Raw genomic sequence first — 18,936 nt, forward strand, 5'->3', positions numbered from 1 at the left:
TCTTTATATATAAGTTTCGTACTATGTTACACCGTGCTCCGGCGCATCGAACTCGAGGTCCTCGCCACGGTCGACCGCGGCGACACGATCTCCGAACTCGCGACGAAACTCGACCACAGCGAGAGCTACCTCTCTCGTGCCGTCGCCGACCTCGTTGAGAAAGGGCTCGTCTACACGGAACGCGATGGCCGGCGAAAACGAGTCGTCCCGTCGGATGCTCGCGCCGTCGAACTCTATCAGGACCTCGTTCGTCAGCACTCCCACATCGAGTTCCCCGAGCTGCTGACCGGCAAGGCACTCGAGGTGCTGTACTACCTCGACCAGCCGCGAACCGTCTCCGAGATCGCCGACCGAAGCGGCAATTACCGCAACACGGTCAACCGCGTCCTCAAGCGGTTTCGCGACCGTGGGCTCGTCGGGACCGTCGACGGCCACTACGAGTTCAACGCCGACTTCGACCGCCTCCACGAGTTCGCGCGTGAACTCGCACATCATCTACATCGCCAGCGCCTCGAAGCCGTCACCCCGAAGGGCACGATTCTCTGGGAGGACTACGACGAATTCCTCGCCCAGGCTGAGACGGAGATCGAGGCAGAGGGGTTCCACGAAACCGGCCTCAATCGGTTCGCGGCCTTCGACCTCCAGTTCCTGCTCACCGGCCACCGCTACTACGTCTACTCCGAGGACCTCGACGCAGTCTCGCCGGCGGAGCTCTGCTGTCACACACTGTTAATCGACGACGGCAGCCGCCACCGCTCGTACTGTCTCCTTCTACTCAGCCACGTCGACGTCGACGAGGCGGATCTCCGAGAGCAGGGGGCGAAGTATGGCCTCGAAGACGAAATCGACGCCTTGCTGCGCTACCTCGAGACGCACGGCGAGGTCGACGACGACCGGCTCCCGGAGTGGGACGAGTTCCAGGAGCTGGCGGCTGACTACGAGGTGCCACTACCACAATGAGACCAACATTCGGCCGCGAGTACATCGAGAACGAATTCCAGCGAATCGGGGACGGGCTATCTGAACCGCTCACGGTCTACCTGATCGGTGGTGGCGCGATGTCGCTGCGCGACCTCAAGGGGGCGACGAAAGATATCGACCTGGTCGTCCCAGATGGCGACGCGTACGGTCAGCTGTGGGCCGTCCTGATGGACCTCGGGTATGCGGAGGTCCAATCGCTGGATCCAGATTACCGGGCGCTGGGGGCGACGAGCTGCGTTGAGAACGACGATGGGTGTCGCCTCGACATCTTCAACCAACAGGTCGCGAACAAGCTCGTGCTCACCGACGGGATGCAAGAGCGCAGCGAGCCGTTCCTCGACACGGATCGACTGACGGTCCGGCTGGTCAGCAACGAGGATATCTTCCTGTTCAAGGCGATCGCAGGCCGCGACGACGACATCGAGGACATGAATATGCTCGTGCAGGCCGGCCTCGATTACGACGTCGTCCGGGCTGAACTCGAAGCCCAGATCGAACGCCTGGGGGACGATCAGTTCGCCACGTTCGCGAACGAGGCCCTGGTCGAACTCGAGGAGCGGTACGGGGTGACCACGCCGATCGAGGACCGCGTCCAGGAGCTCACGAATAGGTACTACCGGGGGCTCGAAGTCCTCCAGGCACTCGACGAGCTGATGGCCGTCGACGAACTGGCCGCGGAACTGGAGCTGGATGACGAGGAGGTTCGGGACCGGATCGCGTATCTCTCAACGTTCGACCGGGTCCAACGAGATGGCGACACAGTCCGTCCCGTGGAGTAGGTTACTCCCAATATCGTTACTTAAAACGGCACCTGATGGCGGCTGTCGTCACCAGTTGATTCACGGGTTGCGTCAAGCAGGTTTTATCCAGCAAGCCCGAACGGCCGGTATCATGCGGGAGTTCGTCTTCACAGTCGAATACGAGAAGGGGGCTGACGGGGTGATGGATCTCTTCATCGACAATCCGGATCTGTATGCCCGGTCGATGGAGATCAGTGCGACCAACGAGGCGGTGTGGGGTATTGAGAAGATCGTCGGCCCCGCTGCTGTCCTCGACGAGGTCGAGGACGCACTGGAACGCGTCGCTGATTCTCCGGGCCCAACCGGAATGTGTGGGGCACCCGTGACTGAATACGAATACACAATCCTCTCGTCGAATGCGGAATCACGGAAGATTCACTGGCTTCGCCGGGAAGGTGATGGTGCACGGTCGATTCCCTTGGTCGCGGCGAAGCACATCGGCGAGGGATTGATAATGCGCACGGAACGGCGTGGCGACCAATACCGGTGGCGGATGCTTATCGACGGGACAGTATCAGGGATTCACGAGGACATCCGAGCGAACCTCCGAGAGGGGCTGTCGCTTACTGTTGAACGACTCGGCACGCCGCCGTGCTTGCTCGAAGACGGTCGTGTCCAGCAAACGCTTACGCCCGAACAGAAGGCAGCACTCGAGGCTGCAATCGAACGTGGGTACTACGAAGAGCCACGGCAGCAATCGGTCGCGGAAATCGCCGAAGACGTCGGTGTGTCACGGTCGACGTTCCAGTACCGTCTCAACCGAGCGGAGGCGTGGCTGGCACAACAGTTCGCCGCCGATTCGCTTGACATCGACCTCGACGTGGATCTCGATCCCGAGGACATCGAGTTCATCCAGTAGAAAGCACGTCGAACTCCTCGACGGTTGGAATATGTCGAAGTAAATCCCACCCCGACGGCTCTCGTAGGCCCGGGTATGGCAACGACTGGTGCGAGTGTTCAGCTGATTCGAAACGCGACTGTCCTCCTGGACGTCGGTGACACGACGTTCCTCGTGGATCCGATGTTCACACCGCAGGGCGAGAATCCGACGGTGACAGACAACCCGGCAGTTCCGGAGTTCCTCACCACGGCGAATCAGGACCGGAATCCGCTTGTTCCGCTGCCTGACGTTGACCTCACCTACGACGCTGTGGTCGTTACGCACCGCCACCCCGACCACTGGGACGAGGCGGCCAGAGAGGAACTCGATGCCGACGTGCCGCTGTTCTGTCAGCCCCAGGGGGCCGACGCCTTCACTGATGAGGGCTTTACTGATGTTCGCCCCGTCGACGACGAAACCTCCTTTGAAAGCATCACTATCCACCGGACGCCGGGCCAGCACGGGCACGGCGAACTCGCCGAGGGAATGGGCCCGGTCTCGGGCTTCGTCTTCGAGGCCGACGAGACAGTGTATGTCGCCGGGGACACGATCTGGTACGAGCCGGTCGAAGAGACACTCGACCAGTACGAACCCGATCTGGTCGTTCTCAACGGCGGCGAAGCGCAGTTCGATCAAGGCGAACCCATAACGATGGGTGTCGAGGACGTCACCGCGGTCCGCGAAGCCACTGATGCCGAGATAGTGGTCGTCCATATGGAGGCGATCAACCATTGCTTGCTGTCGCGCGAGGAACTGCGGGCAGAGACAGCGGATGTACACGTTCCCGAGGACGGCGGGCGGTTCAGTCTATAACGTGGGACGCCCATCTGCAACTGTCCCGTGTCGTAACCACTGGTTCCGGGTGGTTACCTCGCTAGCTCAGCTCGGAGTCGGCCATCCGGACGCGGAACGCGGCCCCGTTTGATCTCGTGATCGACGCGACGCAGGTGCTTGCAGCCGCCTTCGGGTGAACGCTGCTGCCAGTCGGGACAGGTACACGATTCGTCGATGACGTCGACTTCGTACCTGTTGCCGGACGCGGACTGCACCTCGTAGCGGCCACCTTTCGAGAGGAGTGAGACGTCCATCGCTTCGGCGACAGCACGCTTCTTGCGGGGCTCGAGATCGTCCTCCGACTGTGCGTTCTCGTCGACGACCAGTCGGTCGCGAACGTCGCACGTTCGGCCACCGTCGGGAGCGACGGCTTCCGCAGGCCCCCTGAGCCGCTCGTGGAGCACTTCCTCCACCGGATGGCCTTCCGGCCACAGGTAGTGGACTTCACGGCGCTCGCGATGGTCGTAGGAGCCGTACGCGGCTGCGCACCCAGTCCAGACGCGCCAGGCACCCAGCGCAGCCATCACGTCGACGATGTCACGGGGAACTGTCTGGTGGTCGTCCGGGAAGAACACCCGGAAGCGGGTACACGCCTCCTGCGGCGGGACGGTCTCCCACCAGTCTTCGCTGGAGCCCCAGCTGTCGTACATCGCGTCGTCCCTCCCGTAGCCGACGGTCACGCCGTCGATCGGCGTCCAGTCTGCTGGGAGGTAGTCCGCCTCGCCTTCGAGCACCCGAAGAACGGCGTATCGGAGGTATTCGTGGGCTTGGTTGTCTGTCGTTCGGGCGACCTGATCGTGCTGCTCGGCAACGTGCTCGGCTTCCTCGAGGACCGTCGTGAGATAGGGTTCAGTCATCATTCGACGGAGGTCTGAATGCGCCTCCGCCCCTCGGCGGGCGCAGAAAAACTTAACCAACAGAGCGGAAGGAATCCATCACTCTGTTGGTTAACTAGATTGGGATGAGGATTCGCTTTCGAGCACGTCGATGAGCTCTTCTGCTGTGGAACTGATCCGTCCGAGCCGCTCGCGAACGACCTCGGAATCGTCCGACTCCCACGCAGCGAGGTAGAACGCCGATCCGCTCGTGTCGAGCCCGCAGTACCGCCCAACGACGTACGCGACGGCTTCGGCCTCGACTTCGCGTTTCGACCGCTCGGTGTCGTCGTCGACGTCGAAGTGGAGCAGAGCGTGCGCGTACTCGTGAATCAGCGTTCGCGCAAGGTCGGCCTCGTTCTCCCGATCACGCACCTCGACGAGCGGCTGGACGTCGACGAGACTCAGCTGTTCGCAGATGCCCTTCGACTCGCCGTGGGTCCACTCCTCTTCGGGAACGATTCGTACCGTCACGCCGAGCTCATCAGCGACGGCAGTCAACTGTTCGACGAGGTCGCCGGCGTCCCCGGTCGCTTCCGTGTCGAGGTCGGGAAGCGGTTCGCCCTCGGTCTGGGAGACATCGAACACCGGCGCGGGCTTGAACCCGACCAGGCCCTCGGACCACTCCTCGGGTGCCGTCTCGTCGTACTCACAGTCACTGTCCTCGTGGTAGCTCGGCGAGTTCTCGCACTCCGGGCACTGCGTGGTGATGATCGGCGCCCAGATCCAGATGGCCGACTCGCCTTCCGTGACGTGGCGGTCGAACTCTTCCTGCCACGTCCGGTAGCCCGCCACCCGGCTCGCCTCGGGACACTGCCGCTTGATGAGGAGTGTGTTCCGATACGAGTAGTCGTGGAAGCGACTCTGGACGTCAAGCCACTCCTGGAACTCTTCGCTGGCCTGCGCGTCGTCGACGCCGACGACGAGGTCGTCGATCCACTGTTCGATTGTACTGTTCATCTCGTCGGATCGCGTGTCGGTCTGGTCGAAGGAGACCGACGAATCACTGGTCGTAGCCATTGTGTTCACCGAACCAAGTTCACGGCGACTGCGTCTGCTCAGACCGCGCCGCACCCCTCAGGGGCGTTCAAAAACCGCTCTGTCGGTCAGCGGAGCTCGTGGCGTTCGTCCGTAAAGCCAACCGAGACGAGGTACTCGAGGAACTCGTCGAATCGCTCGACGTCACTGGGCGTGTCGGTCGCAAGATGACGGGCCCACTCGATGGCCCACTGGAAGGCGGGATCCGTGCCGCCCTTGCCGTGAATGTACCACCACCGGGCCGCTTTCAGCACGACCAGCGGATTCGTCGGCGGCTGCTCACCGGCGAGCCCACGGGTGATGGACTCAATTTCGTCGGGGACATCGGCGGAATCGACCTCCGCTGATTGCGTGTTGTCGATGTCGACCGGGATCTCGTCGACCGAGACATTGTCGGGACTCTGTTGTTGACTCACTGGAAGTCACCTCTGAGAGCTTTCGAAGGAGCCCTCGCCCTCTCTGGGGGGCACGAAAAACAGGTCGCGAAGTCACGCCGGCGGGAGGTAGACGCTCTGCTCACCGGCGATCTCTTCTAGGTTGTTCCGGTGACGGTGGCTGAAGTAGCACTCGTAACTGCAGTATCCACAGATTGCGCCGGTATCGTATTCGGCGACGTACGGGCCGCGCCGAGTCCGCCAGACGTTCGTCCCGCACTCGGTACAGGCGGCGTCCTCGAGATCGGCAGGACTCGGACCCTCGTACTCAACGTTGAGCCCCTCGTCTTCTGGTGTCGATTCAGGCCAGACCCCGTGTTGCTGCCAGAACTCGCGGACGCGGGCGAGGCTGTGACGCACTGTCTTTCGGACGGTGACGTGGTCGGCGTCGCGACCGCTGTCGTCCCAGCCGTCGGCCGTCCAGAACTCGCCGAACTGTGCGCCACGATGCAGCCCGTTCCAGTCGACGCCGACGATGTCGGCCGGTGGCTCGTCCGTGAGTGTCGGTCTGGTCAGCTGTCGAATGGCGTTGAGCTGCTTGGGCGGACTCCCGCCGAGGATGTGGACGCGTCGCCCTCTCCAATCGGCTGGGTCGGAGAACTCGTGGGCCAGGCGGTCGGCGTACCCGCGTGAATAGCCGAGGACGATATCATCTGGAATCGCATCGATCACTACCTGGGATTTCGGGACGATGATGAGCTCGGCATCGGGAAAGCTGCCCTGAATCTCACGAGCAGCAGTGACGTGGGCGTCGACGTCGGCGGGACCGTAGACGTCACCGATGACACCGACCTGGGGCTCGTACTCGAAGAAGCGATCGACGAACCGTTCGAGATCGGGGTTCCGGAAGTCGTTGTCCAACATCCCGACCGAGAGGGTGAGGTCCTGATACTGGTCTGCCTGATACCCACAGTCCTCCCGGAAACCAGGGACATACCCGAGTCTGAAAGCGTCGAGCGTGAACGGGAGTCGATGAAGGAAGGCCACGAACTCTACCTGACGGGCGGCGGCAATTTGGCTGGCCGTGGGACTGCTGTGGCTCTTGAGAATGGACATGAATTCGAGCCCGCGGGCTCGGCACCCCGCTCCCTTCAAGGGGGCTGACAAACCTCTGATTAACCAACACACTGGGAACCGGCGAGGTGCTGTTGGTTAACGAAGTTACTCCTCGTCCTCTGTCTCCCGGAGTTCAGCTGCCTTGCGCTCGAGTCGCTTCAGGATCGGCGTTCGATTCTGGTGAGCGTTCTCGTACGCGACGCACTCTCGGAGCGTCTCCAGATCAGGAATCGTCGCGATCCCGGCCTTGATCAGGCGATGATTGGGGGCTTCGAGGCGTTTCTCAGGCGGGAATTCGTTACTCTCTTCGTCGTCAGTGGTTCCCATCTCAAAGAGCCTCCACCCCTTTGGGGTCGACACAAACAACTCTCCGGACGATGACGCCCGTCCTCTAATAGGGTTGAAACCGATACAACAGTTACCGTAATGGTCATCCCCCGCGAGTGTTTACAGTTCCGTATGGAGCGAAAGACGATCTCAGTCACCGGGATGTCGTGCAACGGGTGCGAACAGAACGTGGAGACCGCCCTGCGAAACCTCGATGGTGTGAACCGGGTCGAGGCCGACCACGACGCTGACACGGTCGACGTGGTTCTCGAGGATGAGGTCTCCGATGATGAGGTGAACGCGGCAATCGAACAGGCCGGGTACGACGTCGTGGCCTAATCGGCCGCCGCTCGGCCGTCGCTGACGTCACCGTCCGTCCGTTCGTCGAGGGAGAATTCGGTGTTGACACCATCGCCCGAGAGGAGCTGACCAGCGAAGCTGTTGGCCAGCACCGCCGAGACAGAGAGCACCATCGCGAGCATCGCGAACACGGGATGAACAAGTCCCGTCGTCGCGGCGGCGACACCGATTCCGTTGAACGCGAAGGCCGTCGCGAGGTTCTGGCGGGTCTTCCGGTAGCTCTCGTTCCCGATCTCGTAGGCGTCCATCACGCCACCGAGCCGGTCGCCCATCAGGACGATATCCGCCGATTCGATGGCAATGTCGGTACCGGCGCCGATGGCGATGCCGATGTCCGCCTGCGTGAGTGCCGGCGCGTCGTTGATGCCGTCGCCGACCATCGCCACACGGTGGCCGGCTTCCTGCAGGCGACCGATCTCTTCGCGTTTCTCGTCGGGCAGGACATCAGCCATAACGCGGTCGATACCGACCTCCTCGGCGACCGCGTTCGCGGTGCGCTCGTTGTCGCCGGTGATTATCAGGGGCGTGATTCCGACGTCTTTCATCCGCCGGACGGTCGAAACGGCATCGCTTTTGACCTCGTCGCCGATGCCGATCAGGCCGACCAGTTCGCCGCTACGGACGACGCCGGCGACGGTGAGGCCGCGGTGCTGGAGCTGCTTGATGTCGTCGCCCCCCTTCGACAGGTCGATCCCCTCGTCGCTAAGCCATCCCGGTTTCCCGACCAGCACGTCGTCGCTGGCCACGGTTGCCCGGACGCCCTTGCCGGTCACGGAGTCGAAGGTGTCAGGATCCGCGTACTCGACGCCCTGCTCGTCGGCAGCCTCGAGGATGGCGTCGGCGATGGGATGCTCGGAGAACGCCTCCGCGCTGGCCGCAGTCGTGAGTACATCCACCTCGTCGGCACCGAACGCGACGACCTTACTGACGGCGGGTTCGCCGACGGTGATGGTGCCGGTCTTGTCCAACACGATGTGGTCGATGTCGGGGAAGATCTGGAAGGCGTCGCCCGACCGCATCAGGATGCCACGGTTCGCGGCCTTCCCGCCGCCCCGAATCAGGGCCAGCGGTGTCGCCATCCCGAGCGCACACGGGTAGCCGAGGACGAGGACGGCCAGCGCCGCGAAGGCCCCGCGCTGGACGGTCGGATCCCCGCCCCACGCGAGCGGCGCGATCACCCAGAAGAGGAACGAGAGCGCAGCGATCGTCAGCACGGCAGGAACGAAGTACTTGAGCACGCGGTCCGTGAGCTGGATGATGCCGGGCTTCATCGCCCGCGCTTCCTCGATCTCGCGGGCAACTTGGTTGAGGAACGCGTCATCGCCGATGGCGGTCACCTCGACGAGGAGCGTCCCGGTTTCGTTGACGCTGCCACCAATCACTTCGCCGCCAGCGGCCTTCTCCTCGGGGATGGACTCGCCGGTCGCGACCGACTCGTCGACCGTCGATTCACCTTTGACGACCGTGCCGTCGACGGGAATGTTTTCGCCGGGCTTGACGCGGACGCGATTGCCAACGTCGAGGTCGTTGACCGGGACTTCCTCGACATCACCGTCATCACTGACGCGGCGTGCTGTGTCGGGTTGGAGATCGAGGAGGCTCTGGACGGCTTGGGAGGCCCGAGTGCGGACGATAAGGCTGGTGTACTCCGAGAGGATGTGGTAGGTGGTGATGAACACGGAGACGGCGAAGAAGTGGACGGTCGGGAAGCTCGGGAACACGAACAGGCCAAGCAGTCCACCGACGAGCCCGGCGAACGCGCCCGCTTCCAGGAGGACGTGCTGGTTGAAGATCCCCCGGCGTACGCTCTGGAAGGCTTTCTCTTTGATGTAGCGGCCGGGTCCGAACATCGTCCCGAGCGCCAGTCCTACGCTCACTAGATCCATCGCGGGAGATGCTGACTCGAAGCGCCCCATCACGACAATCATCCATCCCATCAGGGCAGCGACAACGATGGATGCGCCACCGGCGATGAGGAGGCGGCGCTTGCCGTCGGCGAGTTCGGCCTGCTGTTGCTCGTACCGCTTCGCTTTGTCCGGGTCGCGGATGGTGTACCCGAGGTCCCGAAGCGTGTCCTTCACCTTGACCTCACTCAGCAGGTCGTCGTCGTATTCGACGAGAACTTCCTCGTGGGCGAGACTCACGTCGACATCTTCGACCCCGTCTGTCCGGCTGTAGGCCTTCTTGATGCTCTCCGCACAGAACGAGCAGGACATCCCCCCGACGTTGAATTGTTCGTGTGTCGTTCCCATCGTACCTGTTGGTTATCGTGCGACGCGGATAACCATTACGACGAACGTAATAGCGGTTTCGAGATACTAATACTGCTGTCGGGAGAGTGGCGTTACTCTTACTGTTGTCGTCGGCTTACCCCTTCACACGAATGGCGCTCCTCGAATCTGACGTGCCAATCCGAGAAGTCGTGACGACGGACCCGGAGAAAGCGAAGGCACTGGAAAACGATGTCCGGGCGAAGATCCTCGATATGCTTGCGACCGAGGAAATGACGATCGAGGAGATTCACGACGAGTTACACCGTCGCGGGGAGGAGAAGGCCGAGACGACGGTGCGTCACCACGTGAACGTCCTGAAAGATGCGGGGATGGTGGAAATCGCCCGTCTGGAAGAGGCTGGCGGTGGGACGCGGAAGTACTACAAGTCGAACACGCGGGTCTTCTCCTACGATCTTCCGGATGGTGCCGACAATAACCTCGCGCAGGCGCAGTCTACCGCATCCGAAGAATTGACTGCCCTCATCGAGACGTTGTATGCGGACCACGGGACCGAGATTGAGGCGGTTGCCCGCGAAATGAAGCCTTGCGAGTACTGCGAAACCCAGCATTACGAGGAGTTCATCGTTCGCGAACTCCTGAACCGTGCCCTCATCGAATTAGGCGAGAGCGGCACGCTCGACGATGTGTTCTCGACCGAGGACTGACGCTCACTCGATACAGCAGCTCATTTTGGACGTATCCCGGCGGAACGCCTGACAGGCTTGTTTGAACGCCTCGGAGAACGTCGGGAACGGGTGGACGGTGTCGATGATGTCGTCGACAGTGAGGCCGAACCTCACAGCCAGCGTGGCTTCCATGATCATGTCGGCGGCACGCGGCCCGACCATGTGGACGCCGACGATCTCGTCGGTTTCGTGGTGTTTGACGACTTGGACCAGTCCATCCGTGTTCTTGACGGCTTTCGCCCGTGGTACATCCACCATCTGGACGGTTCGGCACGAACAGGTGCCGTGCTCGTCCATGTACTCCAGTTCGGTCGTCCCGACCGCGGCGACTTCCGGGCTGGTGAACACGACTGCTGGCACTGCGTCGTAGTCGATGCTGACGCCCTCGTCCCCGAAGGCGTTCTTGACGGCGTGATTGCCCTCCTTGGCGGCGACCGTCTCCAGTTCGGGCTCGCCGATCACGTCGCCCGCCGCGTAGATGTCGGGATTGGTCGTCTGGAAATGCCCGTCGACGCGAATCGCCCCATCGGATTCGGTCTCGACGCCGACTGCTTCCAAGCCGATGTCCTCGTTGTTGGGCTGGACGCCGGTCGCGACGAATAACGCCTCGGCGGTGAACGCTTGCTCCTCGCCCTCGATGACAGTCTCCACCGCGACGCCCTTCTGACCAGGGTCAGCACCACTGTCGGTAGCCACATCCTGAACCTGCTGGAAGTCGTTACTGGTCACGACGTCGATTCCTTCCTCGTTGAAGGCTCGTTGCATCTCCCGGCCAAGCTGACCTTCCATATCTGAGAGCACGTGATCGGAGCGCTGGAGAACCGTCACGTCGACGCCGACGCGGTGGAGGATCTGGCCCCACTCCAGCGCGATGTACCCGCCACCGAGCATCACCATGCTCTCGGGGAGGTCGCGCTCCTCGAGGATGGTCTCGCTGGTGTAGTAGTCAACGTCGTCGAGGCCGTCAATGGGCGGCGCCCACGGTGAACTGCCCGTCGCGACGAGCGCTTTCTCTCCAGTGATGCGCGCGCCCTCGTCGGCGCCGTTGACGACCTCGATAGTCGTGTCGTCGACCAGCTGGCCGTAGCCCTCGTAAATGTCGGTCTCGAAGTGCTCGCCAACATCGACGTAGTTCTCCTGCCGGAACCGGTCGACAAGTTCGTCGGTGCCGTTGAGTGCGTCGGCCCAGTCGACAGTCGGTTCCTCAGGGTATCGAACGGCGTCGAAGGGATTCTCCGACGCTGCAGCGCCGCTCTCGGCGACGGCGAGTAGATGCTTACTCGGGACACAGCCGACGTTCACGCACGTCCCGCCGATGGGAAGGCCGGTGTTCACCATCGCCGTTGAAAGATCTCGGCGGCTCGCTTCAGTGATCGCGGCGAAGGCTGCGGCGCCACCGCCGAGAATCACGAGACCATAGTCGGACGTCTGGGCCATCTGTGTCTATACTTTACGACGGGAAGTTCTTATACTCCAGAGTCCAAAGCTATAGAGTAGGTTGGAGGCTACGAAGCTATGGCAGATACTACTTCATCAGCGCCCGCGTGCGATGTCGAGGGGACGTGCTACTGTCCGCTCACAGGAGTTATCGACACGTTGAGCCGGAAATACGCGATGCAACTCGTCAGCATCATCGGCGCACACGACTCACTGCGGTTCGCGGAGATCGAGGAGCACCTCCCAACGGCGAGTACCTCGACAATCTCGAAACGCCTCGACGAATTTGAGGAGGCAGGGATCGTCTCACGGACGCAGTATAATGAAATCCCGCCGCGTGTCGAATATGCGTTGACCGACGATGGCGACGAGGTTCGAACGCGACTGGAGCCGTTACTCGAGTGGGCAACTGAAAACAGCTGAGCTAAGACAATTCGCGGTTCAGCTCATCGCGTCCTGGAACCGCTCACGGAGCGCGTCCTCACGTTCCTCGAACTGGTCGACCTTCTCCTGTAGATCGTCGCTGACGCGCTCGATGCTCGCGAGCGCCCGCTCGCCGGCCAGCGACGCCTGCGACCCGTCGTCGACATGGAACCCAGCCCCCTGCGAGAGAGGTCTACCTGTCCGAGCGCAACCGCCGAGCCACGTTGGCGATCCGTCAACGAATACGAACCACCGATGTCTGCGGGTGATACGATAAACAAATCATACAGGACGAGCCTGAGGAAGGGTGGTGGTCGGATACTACCGGATACACCGTCTGATTATAGATGTGACTAACAAATTTCACATCGACCTTCGGACGATATTCTGTTCGATAGATAGCGATAGCCACATAAACGCGACATTCATACGTTACTATGACTAACTGTCTCTTTACAATTCCACTGTTCCTATATTTATAAACTATGTACTGTGATGTCCGCTTGAGTCTGCGTGCTATCCGACTGGGGAAACGGGTCACGTCCGTCGCAAAATGAGCGATAAGTGTTCCTTGTGTGGTCGATCGATTCAGTCATCCGCTTTTGAGGCTCCTGGTGAGCAGGCGTTCTGTTCGAGCGGGTGTCACGACGTGTACACGACACTCGGAGCGACCGGTTCCCATGACGACACCCAAGCCGCATCTGAGAGCGAGAGGATACAGGAAGAGGATGTGCTGCCCGATTCGGACAGTTCGCAGACGTTTCTCCGGATCGACGGGATGTACTCCGCGACGTGTGAAGCGTATCTCGAGTCGCTCGCCGAAACCCAATCGGGAGTCATCTCCGCCGAGGCAAGTTATGTTACCGAGACGATCCGAATCGACCACGATCCGGCTACCGTTTCGAAGGAGACACTGCGTGACGCGTTGAGTACACTCGGGTACACAGCATACCTCCGTGACGACGCCTCGACAGAGGCGGATACAGCCGGCGGAACGACGCGCCGGTCGCGGGAGATGGGTGGCATTCGAAAGCGGCGAGACGATCAACTTCTGGGCATGCGGTACTCCGTTGGCTTCCTTTTCGGCGCGTTCCTGTTGGTCCCGTACGTCGCGATTCTGTATCCCGCGCAACTCGCGTCAATATTCGACTGGCAAGCGCTCGCGATATTCGAGGGCGCGTTCCGGCTGGACAGTCAGGGCGCGTTCGTGTTCCTCCGACTCTACTTCGTGATGACCGGGATCATCCTCGTCTTCACCGGGCTTCCGGTGTTGCGGGGTGCGTACATCAGTCTGAAAATGCGTCGGCCGAACACCGACCTATTGGTCGCGATCACCGCGGTGAGCGCGTATTTGTACAGTACGGCCGCCGTCATCCTCGGACAGAATGATATCTTCTACGACCTCGCGATCGTCGTGACGGCTGCGGTCACCGCGATGGTGTTCTACGAGTCGTCGATCAAACAGCGCGCACTCGACCGGCTCACCGAGCTCACGATATCGCAGGTCGAGCAGGCGCGGACGTACGACTCAGACGGAACCACTCAGGACGTTCGCGTCGAGGACCTCGAGGCGGGTGACGTCGTCCTCGTTCGACAGGGGGAACGCGTGCCGGTCGACGGTGAACTCGTCGAAGACAGCTGTACCGTCGACGAAGCGATCGTGACCGGTGAGTCGCTTCCGGTGGTGAAACGCGCCGGCGACGACGTGATCGGGGGGTCGATCGTCACGGACGGCGCTGCGTTGGTCCGCGTCGGCCCGGACGTGACGAGTAGTATCGACCGGATAACGACCGCCGTCTGGGACTTACAGAGCGCGACGCATGGGGTCCAGCGGCACGCCGATCAACTCGCGTCGTACGCCGTGTTCCTCGTCGTCGGAGCCGCCGTCACGGTCGGCAGCGTCGGGGCGCTCGCATTCGGGATGGCCCCGCCCGACGCTGCCCTGCTCGCGCTGTTGGTCCTCCTCGCCGGCTCGCCGTGGGCGCTCGGACTCGCGACGCCGTTGTCGGTCGCGAAGAGCCTCTCCAGTGCGCTCCGGCGCGGGATCATCATCTTCGACGAAACGGTCTTTGAACGGCTCCGCGACGTCGACATCGTCGTTTTCGATAAGACGGGAACGCTCACGACCGGAGAGATGGAGGTGATCGAAGCGGACGCGCCCCCCGAGTTGCTCGACGCCGTCGCCGAACTCGAACAATGGGCGTCACACCCCGCCGCGAACGCAATTGTGACGGCCTTCGCCGACAAGGACGGGGGCGACGACACGGAGGATCAGTTGGACTCGGCAGACGACGCGGTCGGAACGGAAGGCGTCGGTCAGATACGGGAGTTCACGAACCACCGGTCCGGTATCGAAGGCGTGATCGGCGACACGTCGTATCTCGTTGGGAACCTCGATCTGTTCGCGGAACAGGGGTGGACGGTCGACGACGACATCCGGTCGCGGATCGCCGACGCTCGGGGATTCGGTCAGTTGCCGGTCGTGATCGGTCGTGATGGGGCGGCAGAGGGGCTGATAGTCGTCGGCGACGAGCCGCGGGACGGCTGGGACGACACCGTCTCTCGGCTCGGGGAACGAGGCACGGAGGTCGTCGTCCTGACCGGCGACGACGAGGAGGCGACGGACTTCTTCAAGCGACACGACGCCGTGACGCACGTCTTTGCGACGGTTCCGCCGGAGGGGAAGACGGTGACGATCCGGCGACTCAAATCCGACGGGCAGGTTGCGATGGTCGGTGACGGCACCAACGACGCCCCAGCGCTCGCCGCCGCCGATCTTGGCATCTCGCTGGGCGGCGGGACGGCGTTGGCCGCCGACGCCGCCGACATTGCGATTGTCGATAACGACATCCGCTCCGTCGAAACCGCGTTCGACCTCGCGGGAGCGGCTCGCCGTCGCGTGAAACAGAACAATCTTCTCGCGTTCTCCTACAACGGTATCGCGCTCGCGGCGTTGGCCGTCGGGTTCTTCAATCCGCTGACGGCAGCGGCCGCGGTCATTGCCAGTGGTGGGTTGCTCGCCGTAAACACTCGACGGAAACTCCTCGGGTAGCGAGGTACGGTCGCCGACGGACCTCGGATCCGAATCGCCCTACTGACGTGGAAGAGTGGCCATCTATTATTCGGACGTCGTCGATCCAATCGGTGCGGTCGTCACCCGACTCCGACTCGTTTCTGTTTCTAAAGGACTATTCTTGTCTAGACACTACTACAACCATGGAGCTCGACTTCGTGCGCTCGGTGGTTCCGCTCGCCGTGATCGTCGCCGTCGCAACGGTCGCGCTAACCGCCGTGATGGCACCTTCGACCGTCTTCATGATGGTTCTCCCCTCGATGATCGCGTTCTCGGTGGTCGCGTACTTCTTCGGGATGAAACACGGCGAATTCCGCGGTAGTCCGTAGCGGCCCTGTCCGGCACCGCCCCCAAACTCACAGTGTCACTCCGTCTGAAGCGTCCTCATTCGGTTACCACCCCTGGTTGTCCATACTTCGTTTTCAACAAGTCTCGATGAACGATCAGCAGCCGAGGATCGACGTGGCCGGGATGTTTACTCGGTGACTCCCGCACTGAGCTCAGACGCGTCCTGCCGGACGGGCGTCGGGGAGTCGATCGAATACACGAGCGTTCCGGTGAACAGTGCGATGCTCCCTAACAGGAATATCGAACTGAGCGGCGACGCCGAATCGACGAAGATCCAGTATATCGGCGCCGCGATCGTCGGGCCGGCCGCGATGACAGCGACTTGGGAGACGAGGGGGCCACAACACCCACACGTACACGCACCGACGACCGTCGCCGTCCCGGCCGTGCTCTGTGTCGCTCCCGCCTGCTGATCGAGACGCCACGAGTGAGCGACGGCGGCCGCGTTCAACCCCACGAGGACGCCGAGAAGTCCGAGCACGATGACTACACCGGGAGAGATCGCGATGAAAAACGGAACGTCGGGGAGCAGGATCTCGAGGGTGGGCCATCGCACGATCTGATACAGTACGTTCAGGACCGCCACGGTCGTCTCTTGCGGAGCGCCCTCCTCACTAAAGAAGGATAGGTATCCCGTCGTCGCCATAAAGAAGAGGCTCACCATGGCTCCGACGCTGAATCCGAACCGACGCGCCACCGGGTCCCGAAGGATCGTCGACAGTGCCGTGCCAACGTCGTTCCAGAGAATGTAGCCGACGAGTAGTGGTGTTGCGAGGACGATCCCGTACCCGATCGGGTTGGTGTAGCCGCTGAATCCGGGCAGTAGATACGGGTACAGTATCCAGCCACCGAGCAGCATGCCGAGAGCCATGTACCGGGGACGTGTCGTCCATCGCACGAGTCCAGTGATGAAACTCGCGACCACGACCAACAGGCCGGTTCCGATCGCGAGCGGCTGATACCACGACCGCGGGAACGGCATCGATCCCGCCTGATACGTCGGATCCGGGGCCAGGCCTTCGAAGATGATCGCGCCGGCGATAGCAACACCGATGCCGACCGCAATTCCGTACAGAGCGGTTCTCGGCGAGATCCGCTTGCTTCGCTTGAGGAAGACGAGCGCACCAACTCCGAGGGCACCGATACCAGCGATCGCCAACCCGTGCGATTGTGAGAGTGCTGACGACTCTGCGGCACCGTGAGCGGAAGCCGTCGGGACCAGTGAAAGCAGGCCGATCCCGACCGGAACCAAGACAAACAGACGGATCAACCTCTTGCGAGAGTTTGGTTCGCCACCGTCTGTGTTCTTCTCATAACCTCTCTGTACCATTATCGTCGTTTTGTGACCCGTACACAACAGTCTGTCTCTTGTGCCCATCGCGAGCCCCGCTACCTACTCTCCGGGCCAGCCCTCTCGATTACGCCTCGGAAGTGCCAACTCGACGAGGATGTGTTTGTAGGCTTCCTGTTCAATCCATTTTTTAGAGCTTTCTCTCAGTGTATATATCTCACCTGCGGGTAATGGGACACGTTCTACTATTCCCTTTCAGAAATCTGGTATATTTGGCACTTTCGCGTACAGCCAAAGTATTAAATTAGGGTAGGCTAAATTATGACCCAAATGTCTCCGAGTCCAGTTATCGAAGACACCCTCAAAACGATCTACCATCTCCAGCAGGAAGCGGGTCCACCGGTTGGGACGTCTGCCATTGCCGACCGGCTTGACAAGGCACAAGCAACGGTCACGAGTACGCTCGACCGTCTTGAAGACCAGGAACTGATCACACGCGAACCGTACCAGGGGTGCGAGCTCACTGACAAGGGCCGCACTGTTGCGGTCGAAGTACTTCGGCATCACCGGCTCCTCGAAACCTATCTGGCCGACCACCTCGATTACCCGTGGGAGCAGGTCCACGAGGAAGCCGACAGACTCGAACACCACATCAGCGAGGAGTTCGAACGGCGGCTCGCCGAGACACTCGAGAATCCCCGGCGAGACCCCCACGGCGATCCGATTCCAGGTGAAGATCTAGAGCCACCGAATCAGGACCCCATGACACCCCTGTCAGCCTGTGAGGTCGGCGATCGAGTGGTCATCACTCGCGTTAGCGATCGCAACGAGGATGATCTTGCGTACTTGGCCGATGTCGGGATCACGCCGGGCACAGCTGTTCATATTGTCGATGTCGCCCCGTTCGGCATGATTACTCTGGATGTCGACGGCACTGAGCAAGCCATTCCCGAAGAGGTTGCGACGTCGATCCGCGTGACCTCCCTGAACGACGTCGACGACTCGGTGAGCGTGGACCACCGGGGTGACGCATGACGCCGTTTCTGGAGATCGTCGTAATCGCGGCCATCGCGCAGCTCACCGTCCTGCCGGGCGAGAAGGTCCAGTTCATCATCGCCGGGCTCTCGACCCGGTTCAAACCACTGGTGGTCGTCGCGGCGGCTGGGACAGCGTTCGCGGGCTGGACCGTCCTCGAGATCCTGTTCGGTCAGGCGCTCCAGCAGGCGCTCCCGGGCGTCGTCCTCGACGGGATTACGGCGGCGCTCTTCCTGCTGTTCGCGGTGTTACTCGTCCGGTCAGCCCCTGGTGGGCACAACGTCCCAGTCGAGAGCGGCACTCAAACGGATGGTGGCGTCGTCGGGACACGAATCACGGACATCAACCCGGAGTTCGAAGCGTTCGGCTACTCAATTGGCGGGCAACTGGGCGAGTTCCTCACCATCTTCGCGATGATGGCTGCCGGGGAGTTCGGCGATAAGACCCAGCTTGTCACCATCGGGCTGGCGGCACAGTACGGGGCTAGTGCTGCCATCTGGGCAGGCGAAATGTTGGTCATCATCCCGGTGAGCCTTGCGAATGCGTACTTTTTCCACACGTTCTCACACCGCTTCGACGTCCGGAAGGCCCACTACGCCGGGGCGGCACTGTTTGGGTTCTTCGGGGTGGATACGATTTTAGGGATAGCGACCGGCCCGGAAGCGGTGTTCGGTCACAACAGCCTCTGGGAAGCGATCGTCAGCGCCGCTTCGGATGCGCTCCTCGCAGTCGTGTGACCACTTCTCGCTTGCCGTACTACGGTGGGACTGTTGATTCCTCATCGA

Annotated in this window: 19 protein-coding genes; 11 read left to right on the forward strand and 8 right to left on the reverse strand. The window is 61.7% G+C overall.

Going from position 1 to position 18,936, the window contains the following annotated elements; translation table 11 throughout:
- The first annotated feature begins 33 nt into the window (after window positions 1–33).
- The 4 genes from EXE48_RS13105 to EXE48_RS13120 all read left to right on the forward strand — a co-directional run bounded on the left by EXE48_RS13105 (window position 34) and on the right by EXE48_RS13120 (window position 3,474).
- A complete protein-coding gene (locus EXE48_RS13105) occupies window positions 34–960 on the forward strand; it encodes a helix-turn-helix transcriptional regulator (protein WP_137711738.1) in 927 nt (308 codons plus the stop codon).
- On the forward strand, window positions 957–1,760 hold the full coding sequence (locus EXE48_RS13110) for a DUF6036 family nucleotidyltransferase (RefSeq protein WP_137711739.1): 804 nt from the start codon (window positions 957–959) through the stop codon (window positions 1,758–1,760). The genes EXE48_RS13105 and EXE48_RS13110 overlap by 4 nt, the downstream gene beginning before the upstream one ends.
- A 112-nt stretch (window positions 1,761–1,872) precedes the next feature.
- A complete protein-coding gene (locus EXE48_RS13115; protein WP_137711740.1) occupies window positions 1,873–2,640 on the forward strand; it encodes a helix-turn-helix domain-containing protein in 768 nt (255 codons plus the stop codon).
- Between the two features lie 75 nt (window positions 2,641–2,715).
- On the forward strand, window positions 2,716–3,474 hold the full coding sequence (locus EXE48_RS13120) for an MBL fold metallo-hydrolase (protein ID WP_137711741.1): 759 nt from the start codon (window positions 2,716–2,718) through the stop codon (window positions 3,472–3,474).
- Between the two features lie 53 nt (window positions 3,475–3,527).
- Here the strand turns inward: EXE48_RS13120 and EXE48_RS13125 are convergent, their stop codons facing one another.
- The 5 genes from EXE48_RS13125 to EXE48_RS13145 form a co-directional block, all read right to left on the reverse strand.
- Complete coding sequence (locus tag EXE48_RS13125) at window positions 3,528–4,352, reverse strand: hypothetical protein (RefSeq protein ID WP_137711781.1); 825 nt, start codon at window positions 4,350–4,352, stop codon at window positions 3,528–3,530.
- A 90-nt stretch (window positions 4,353–4,442) separates the two neighbouring features.
- Window positions 4,443–5,390 carry an ArdC-like ssDNA-binding domain-containing protein gene (locus EXE48_RS13130; RefSeq protein ID WP_137711742.1) on the reverse strand — a complete coding sequence of 316 codons (948 nt, stop codon included), beginning with the start codon at window positions 5,388–5,390 and terminating at the stop codon, window positions 4,443–4,445.
- An 86-nt stretch (window positions 5,391–5,476) separates the two neighbouring features.
- Window positions 5,477–5,824 carry a DUF8013 domain-containing protein gene (locus tag EXE48_RS13135; RefSeq protein ID WP_137711743.1) on the reverse strand — a complete coding sequence of 116 codons (348 nt, stop codon included), beginning with the start codon at window positions 5,822–5,824 and terminating at the stop codon, window positions 5,477–5,479.
- Between the two features lie 72 nt (window positions 5,825–5,896).
- A complete protein-coding gene (locus EXE48_RS13140; protein WP_137711744.1) occupies window positions 5,897–6,898 on the reverse strand; it encodes a DUF6610 family protein in 1,002 nt (333 codons plus the stop codon).
- A gap of 105 nt (window positions 6,899–7,003) precedes the next feature.
- The gene (locus tag EXE48_RS13145; protein ID WP_137711745.1) at window positions 7,004–7,225 is read right to left on the reverse strand and encodes a DUF8129 domain-containing protein; all 222 of its coding nucleotides are present in this window, start codon (window positions 7,223–7,225) and stop codon (window positions 7,004–7,006) included.
- Window positions 7,226–7,357: 132 nt separating this feature from the next.
- Here EXE48_RS13145 and EXE48_RS13150 point away from each other — a divergent pair, with 132 nt between their 5' ends.
- Entirely contained in the window at window positions 7,358–7,564 is a 207-nt protein-coding gene (locus EXE48_RS13150; protein ID WP_137711746.1) for a heavy-metal-associated domain-containing protein, read from the forward strand.
- On the opposite strand, the gene EXE48_RS13155 is transcribed toward EXE48_RS13150, so the two are convergent.
- A complete protein-coding gene (locus EXE48_RS13155) occupies window positions 7,561–9,837 on the reverse strand; it encodes a heavy metal translocating P-type ATPase (protein WP_137711747.1) in 2,277 nt (758 codons plus the stop codon). The two genes, EXE48_RS13150 and EXE48_RS13155, sit on opposite strands and share 4 nt — an antisense overlap.
- A 131-nt stretch (window positions 9,838–9,968) precedes the next feature.
- Here EXE48_RS13155 and EXE48_RS13160 point away from each other — a divergent pair, with 131 nt between their 5' ends.
- A complete protein-coding gene (locus tag EXE48_RS13160) occupies window positions 9,969–10,523 on the forward strand; it encodes an ArsR/SmtB family transcription factor (protein WP_137711748.1) in 555 nt (184 codons plus the stop codon).
- Window positions 10,524–10,526: 3 nt separating this feature from the next.
- Here the strand turns inward: EXE48_RS13160 and merA are convergent, their stop codons facing one another.
- Entirely contained in the window at window positions 10,527–11,981 is a 1,455-nt protein-coding gene (gene merA, locus EXE48_RS13165) for a mercury(II) reductase (RefSeq protein WP_137711749.1), read from the reverse strand.
- Window positions 11,982–12,059: 78 nt separating this feature from the next.
- Between merA and EXE48_RS13170 the strand changes: the two genes are divergently transcribed.
- The 3 genes from EXE48_RS13170 to EXE48_RS13180 all read left to right on the forward strand — a co-directional run bounded on the left by EXE48_RS13170 (window position 12,060) and on the right by EXE48_RS13180 (window position 15,806).
- Window positions 12,060–12,404 (forward strand): winged helix-turn-helix transcriptional regulator, encoded by a 345-nt coding sequence (locus tag EXE48_RS13170; RefSeq protein ID WP_094530872.1) that lies wholly within the window; start codon window positions 12,060–12,062, stop codon window positions 12,402–12,404.
- Window positions 12,405–12,957: 553 nt separating this feature from the next.
- Window positions 12,958–15,456, forward strand: coding sequence for a heavy metal translocating P-type ATPase (locus EXE48_RS13175; RefSeq protein ID WP_137711750.1), 2,499 nt, complete (start codon window positions 12,958–12,960; stop codon window positions 15,454–15,456).
- A gap of 164 nt (window positions 15,457–15,620) precedes the next feature.
- Window positions 15,621–15,806 (forward strand): DUF7333 family protein, encoded by a 186-nt coding sequence (locus EXE48_RS13180; protein WP_137711751.1) that lies wholly within the window; start codon window positions 15,621–15,623, stop codon window positions 15,804–15,806.
- A 146-nt stretch (window positions 15,807–15,952) separates the two neighbouring features.
- Here EXE48_RS13180 and EXE48_RS13185 read toward each other — a convergent pair whose 3' ends face one another.
- Entirely contained in the window at window positions 15,953–17,155 is a 1,203-nt protein-coding gene (locus EXE48_RS13185; RefSeq protein ID WP_094530878.1) for a hypothetical protein, read from the reverse strand.
- 291 nt (window positions 17,156–17,446) lie between these two features.
- On the opposite strand from EXE48_RS13185, the gene EXE48_RS13190 reads away from it, so the two are divergent.
- On the forward strand, window positions 17,447–18,151 hold the full coding sequence (locus tag EXE48_RS13190) for a metal-dependent transcriptional regulator (protein ID WP_094530880.1): 705 nt from the start codon (window positions 17,447–17,449) through the stop codon (window positions 18,149–18,151).
- Window positions 18,148–18,888: a TMEM165/GDT1 family protein gene (locus tag EXE48_RS13195; RefSeq protein ID WP_094530882.1), complete on the forward strand. Its 741-nt coding sequence runs from the start codon at window positions 18,148–18,150 to the stop codon at window positions 18,886–18,888. Before EXE48_RS13190 ends, EXE48_RS13195 begins: the two co-directional genes overlap by 4 nt.
- Window positions 18,889–18,936 lie beyond the last annotated feature (48 nt).

The organism is Halorubrum sp. ASP1, from assembly GCF_005435135.1.
In the GTDB taxonomy this organism is placed as follows: Archaea; Halobacteriota; Halobacteria; order Halobacteriales; family Haloferacaceae; genus Halorubrum; species Halorubrum tropicale.

Excerpts from the sequence above, each read along its gene's own strand:
- EXE48_RS13145 (WP_137711745.1), bottom strand. The coding sequence starts at position 7,225 with ATGGGAACCACTGACGACGAAGAGAGTAACGAATTCCCGCCTGAGAAA.
- EXE48_RS13180 (WP_137711751.1), top strand. The coding sequence starts at position 15,621 with ATGGAGCTCGACTTCGTGCGCTCGGTGGTTCCGCTCGCCGTGATCGTC.
- EXE48_RS13155 (WP_137711747.1), bottom strand. The coding sequence starts at position 9,837 with ATGGGAACGACACACGAACAATTCAACGTCGGGGGGATGTCCTGCTCG.
- EXE48_RS13175 (WP_137711750.1), top strand. The coding sequence starts at position 12,958 with ATGAGCGATAAGTGTTCCTTGTGTGGTCGATCGATTCAGTCATCCGCT.
- EXE48_RS13185 (WP_094530878.1), bottom strand. The coding sequence starts at position 17,155 with ATGGTACAGAGAGGTTATGAGAAGAACACAGACGGTGGCGAACCAAAC.
- EXE48_RS13170 (WP_094530872.1), top strand. The coding sequence starts at position 12,060 with ATGGCAGATACTACTTCATCAGCGCCCGCGTGCGATGTCGAGGGGACG.
- EXE48_RS13115 (WP_137711740.1), top strand. The coding sequence starts at position 1,873 with ATGCGGGAGTTCGTCTTCACAGTCGAATACGAGAAGGGGGCTGACGGG.
- EXE48_RS13190 (WP_094530880.1), top strand. The coding sequence starts at position 17,447 with ATGTCTCCGAGTCCAGTTATCGAAGACACCCTCAAAACGATCTACCAT.
- EXE48_RS13140 (WP_137711744.1), bottom strand. The coding sequence starts at position 6,898 with ATGTCCATTCTCAAGAGCCACAGCAGTCCCACGGCCAGCCAAATTGCC.
- EXE48_RS13130 (WP_137711742.1), bottom strand. The coding sequence starts at position 5,390 with ATGGCTACGACCAGTGATTCGTCGGTCTCCTTCGACCAGACCGACACG.
- EXE48_RS13110 (WP_137711739.1), top strand. The coding sequence starts at position 957 with ATGAGACCAACATTCGGCCGCGAGTACATCGAGAACGAATTCCAGCGA.
- EXE48_RS13125 (WP_137711781.1), bottom strand. The coding sequence starts at position 4,352 with ATGACTGAACCCTATCTCACGACGGTCCTCGAGGAAGCCGAGCACGTT.
- EXE48_RS13120 (WP_137711741.1), top strand. The coding sequence starts at position 2,716 with ATGGCAACGACTGGTGCGAGTGTTCAGCTGATTCGAAACGCGACTGTC.
- EXE48_RS13150 (WP_137711746.1), top strand. The coding sequence starts at position 7,358 with ATGGAGCGAAAGACGATCTCAGTCACCGGGATGTCGTGCAACGGGTGC.
- EXE48_RS13195 (WP_094530882.1), top strand. The coding sequence starts at position 18,148 with ATGACGCCGTTTCTGGAGATCGTCGTAATCGCGGCCATCGCGCAGCTC.
- EXE48_RS13160 (WP_137711748.1), top strand. The coding sequence starts at position 9,969 with ATGGCGCTCCTCGAATCTGACGTGCCAATCCGAGAAGTCGTGACGACG.
- merA (WP_137711749.1), bottom strand. The coding sequence starts at position 11,981 with ATGGCCCAGACGTCCGACTATGGTCTCGTGATTCTCGGCGGTGGCGCC.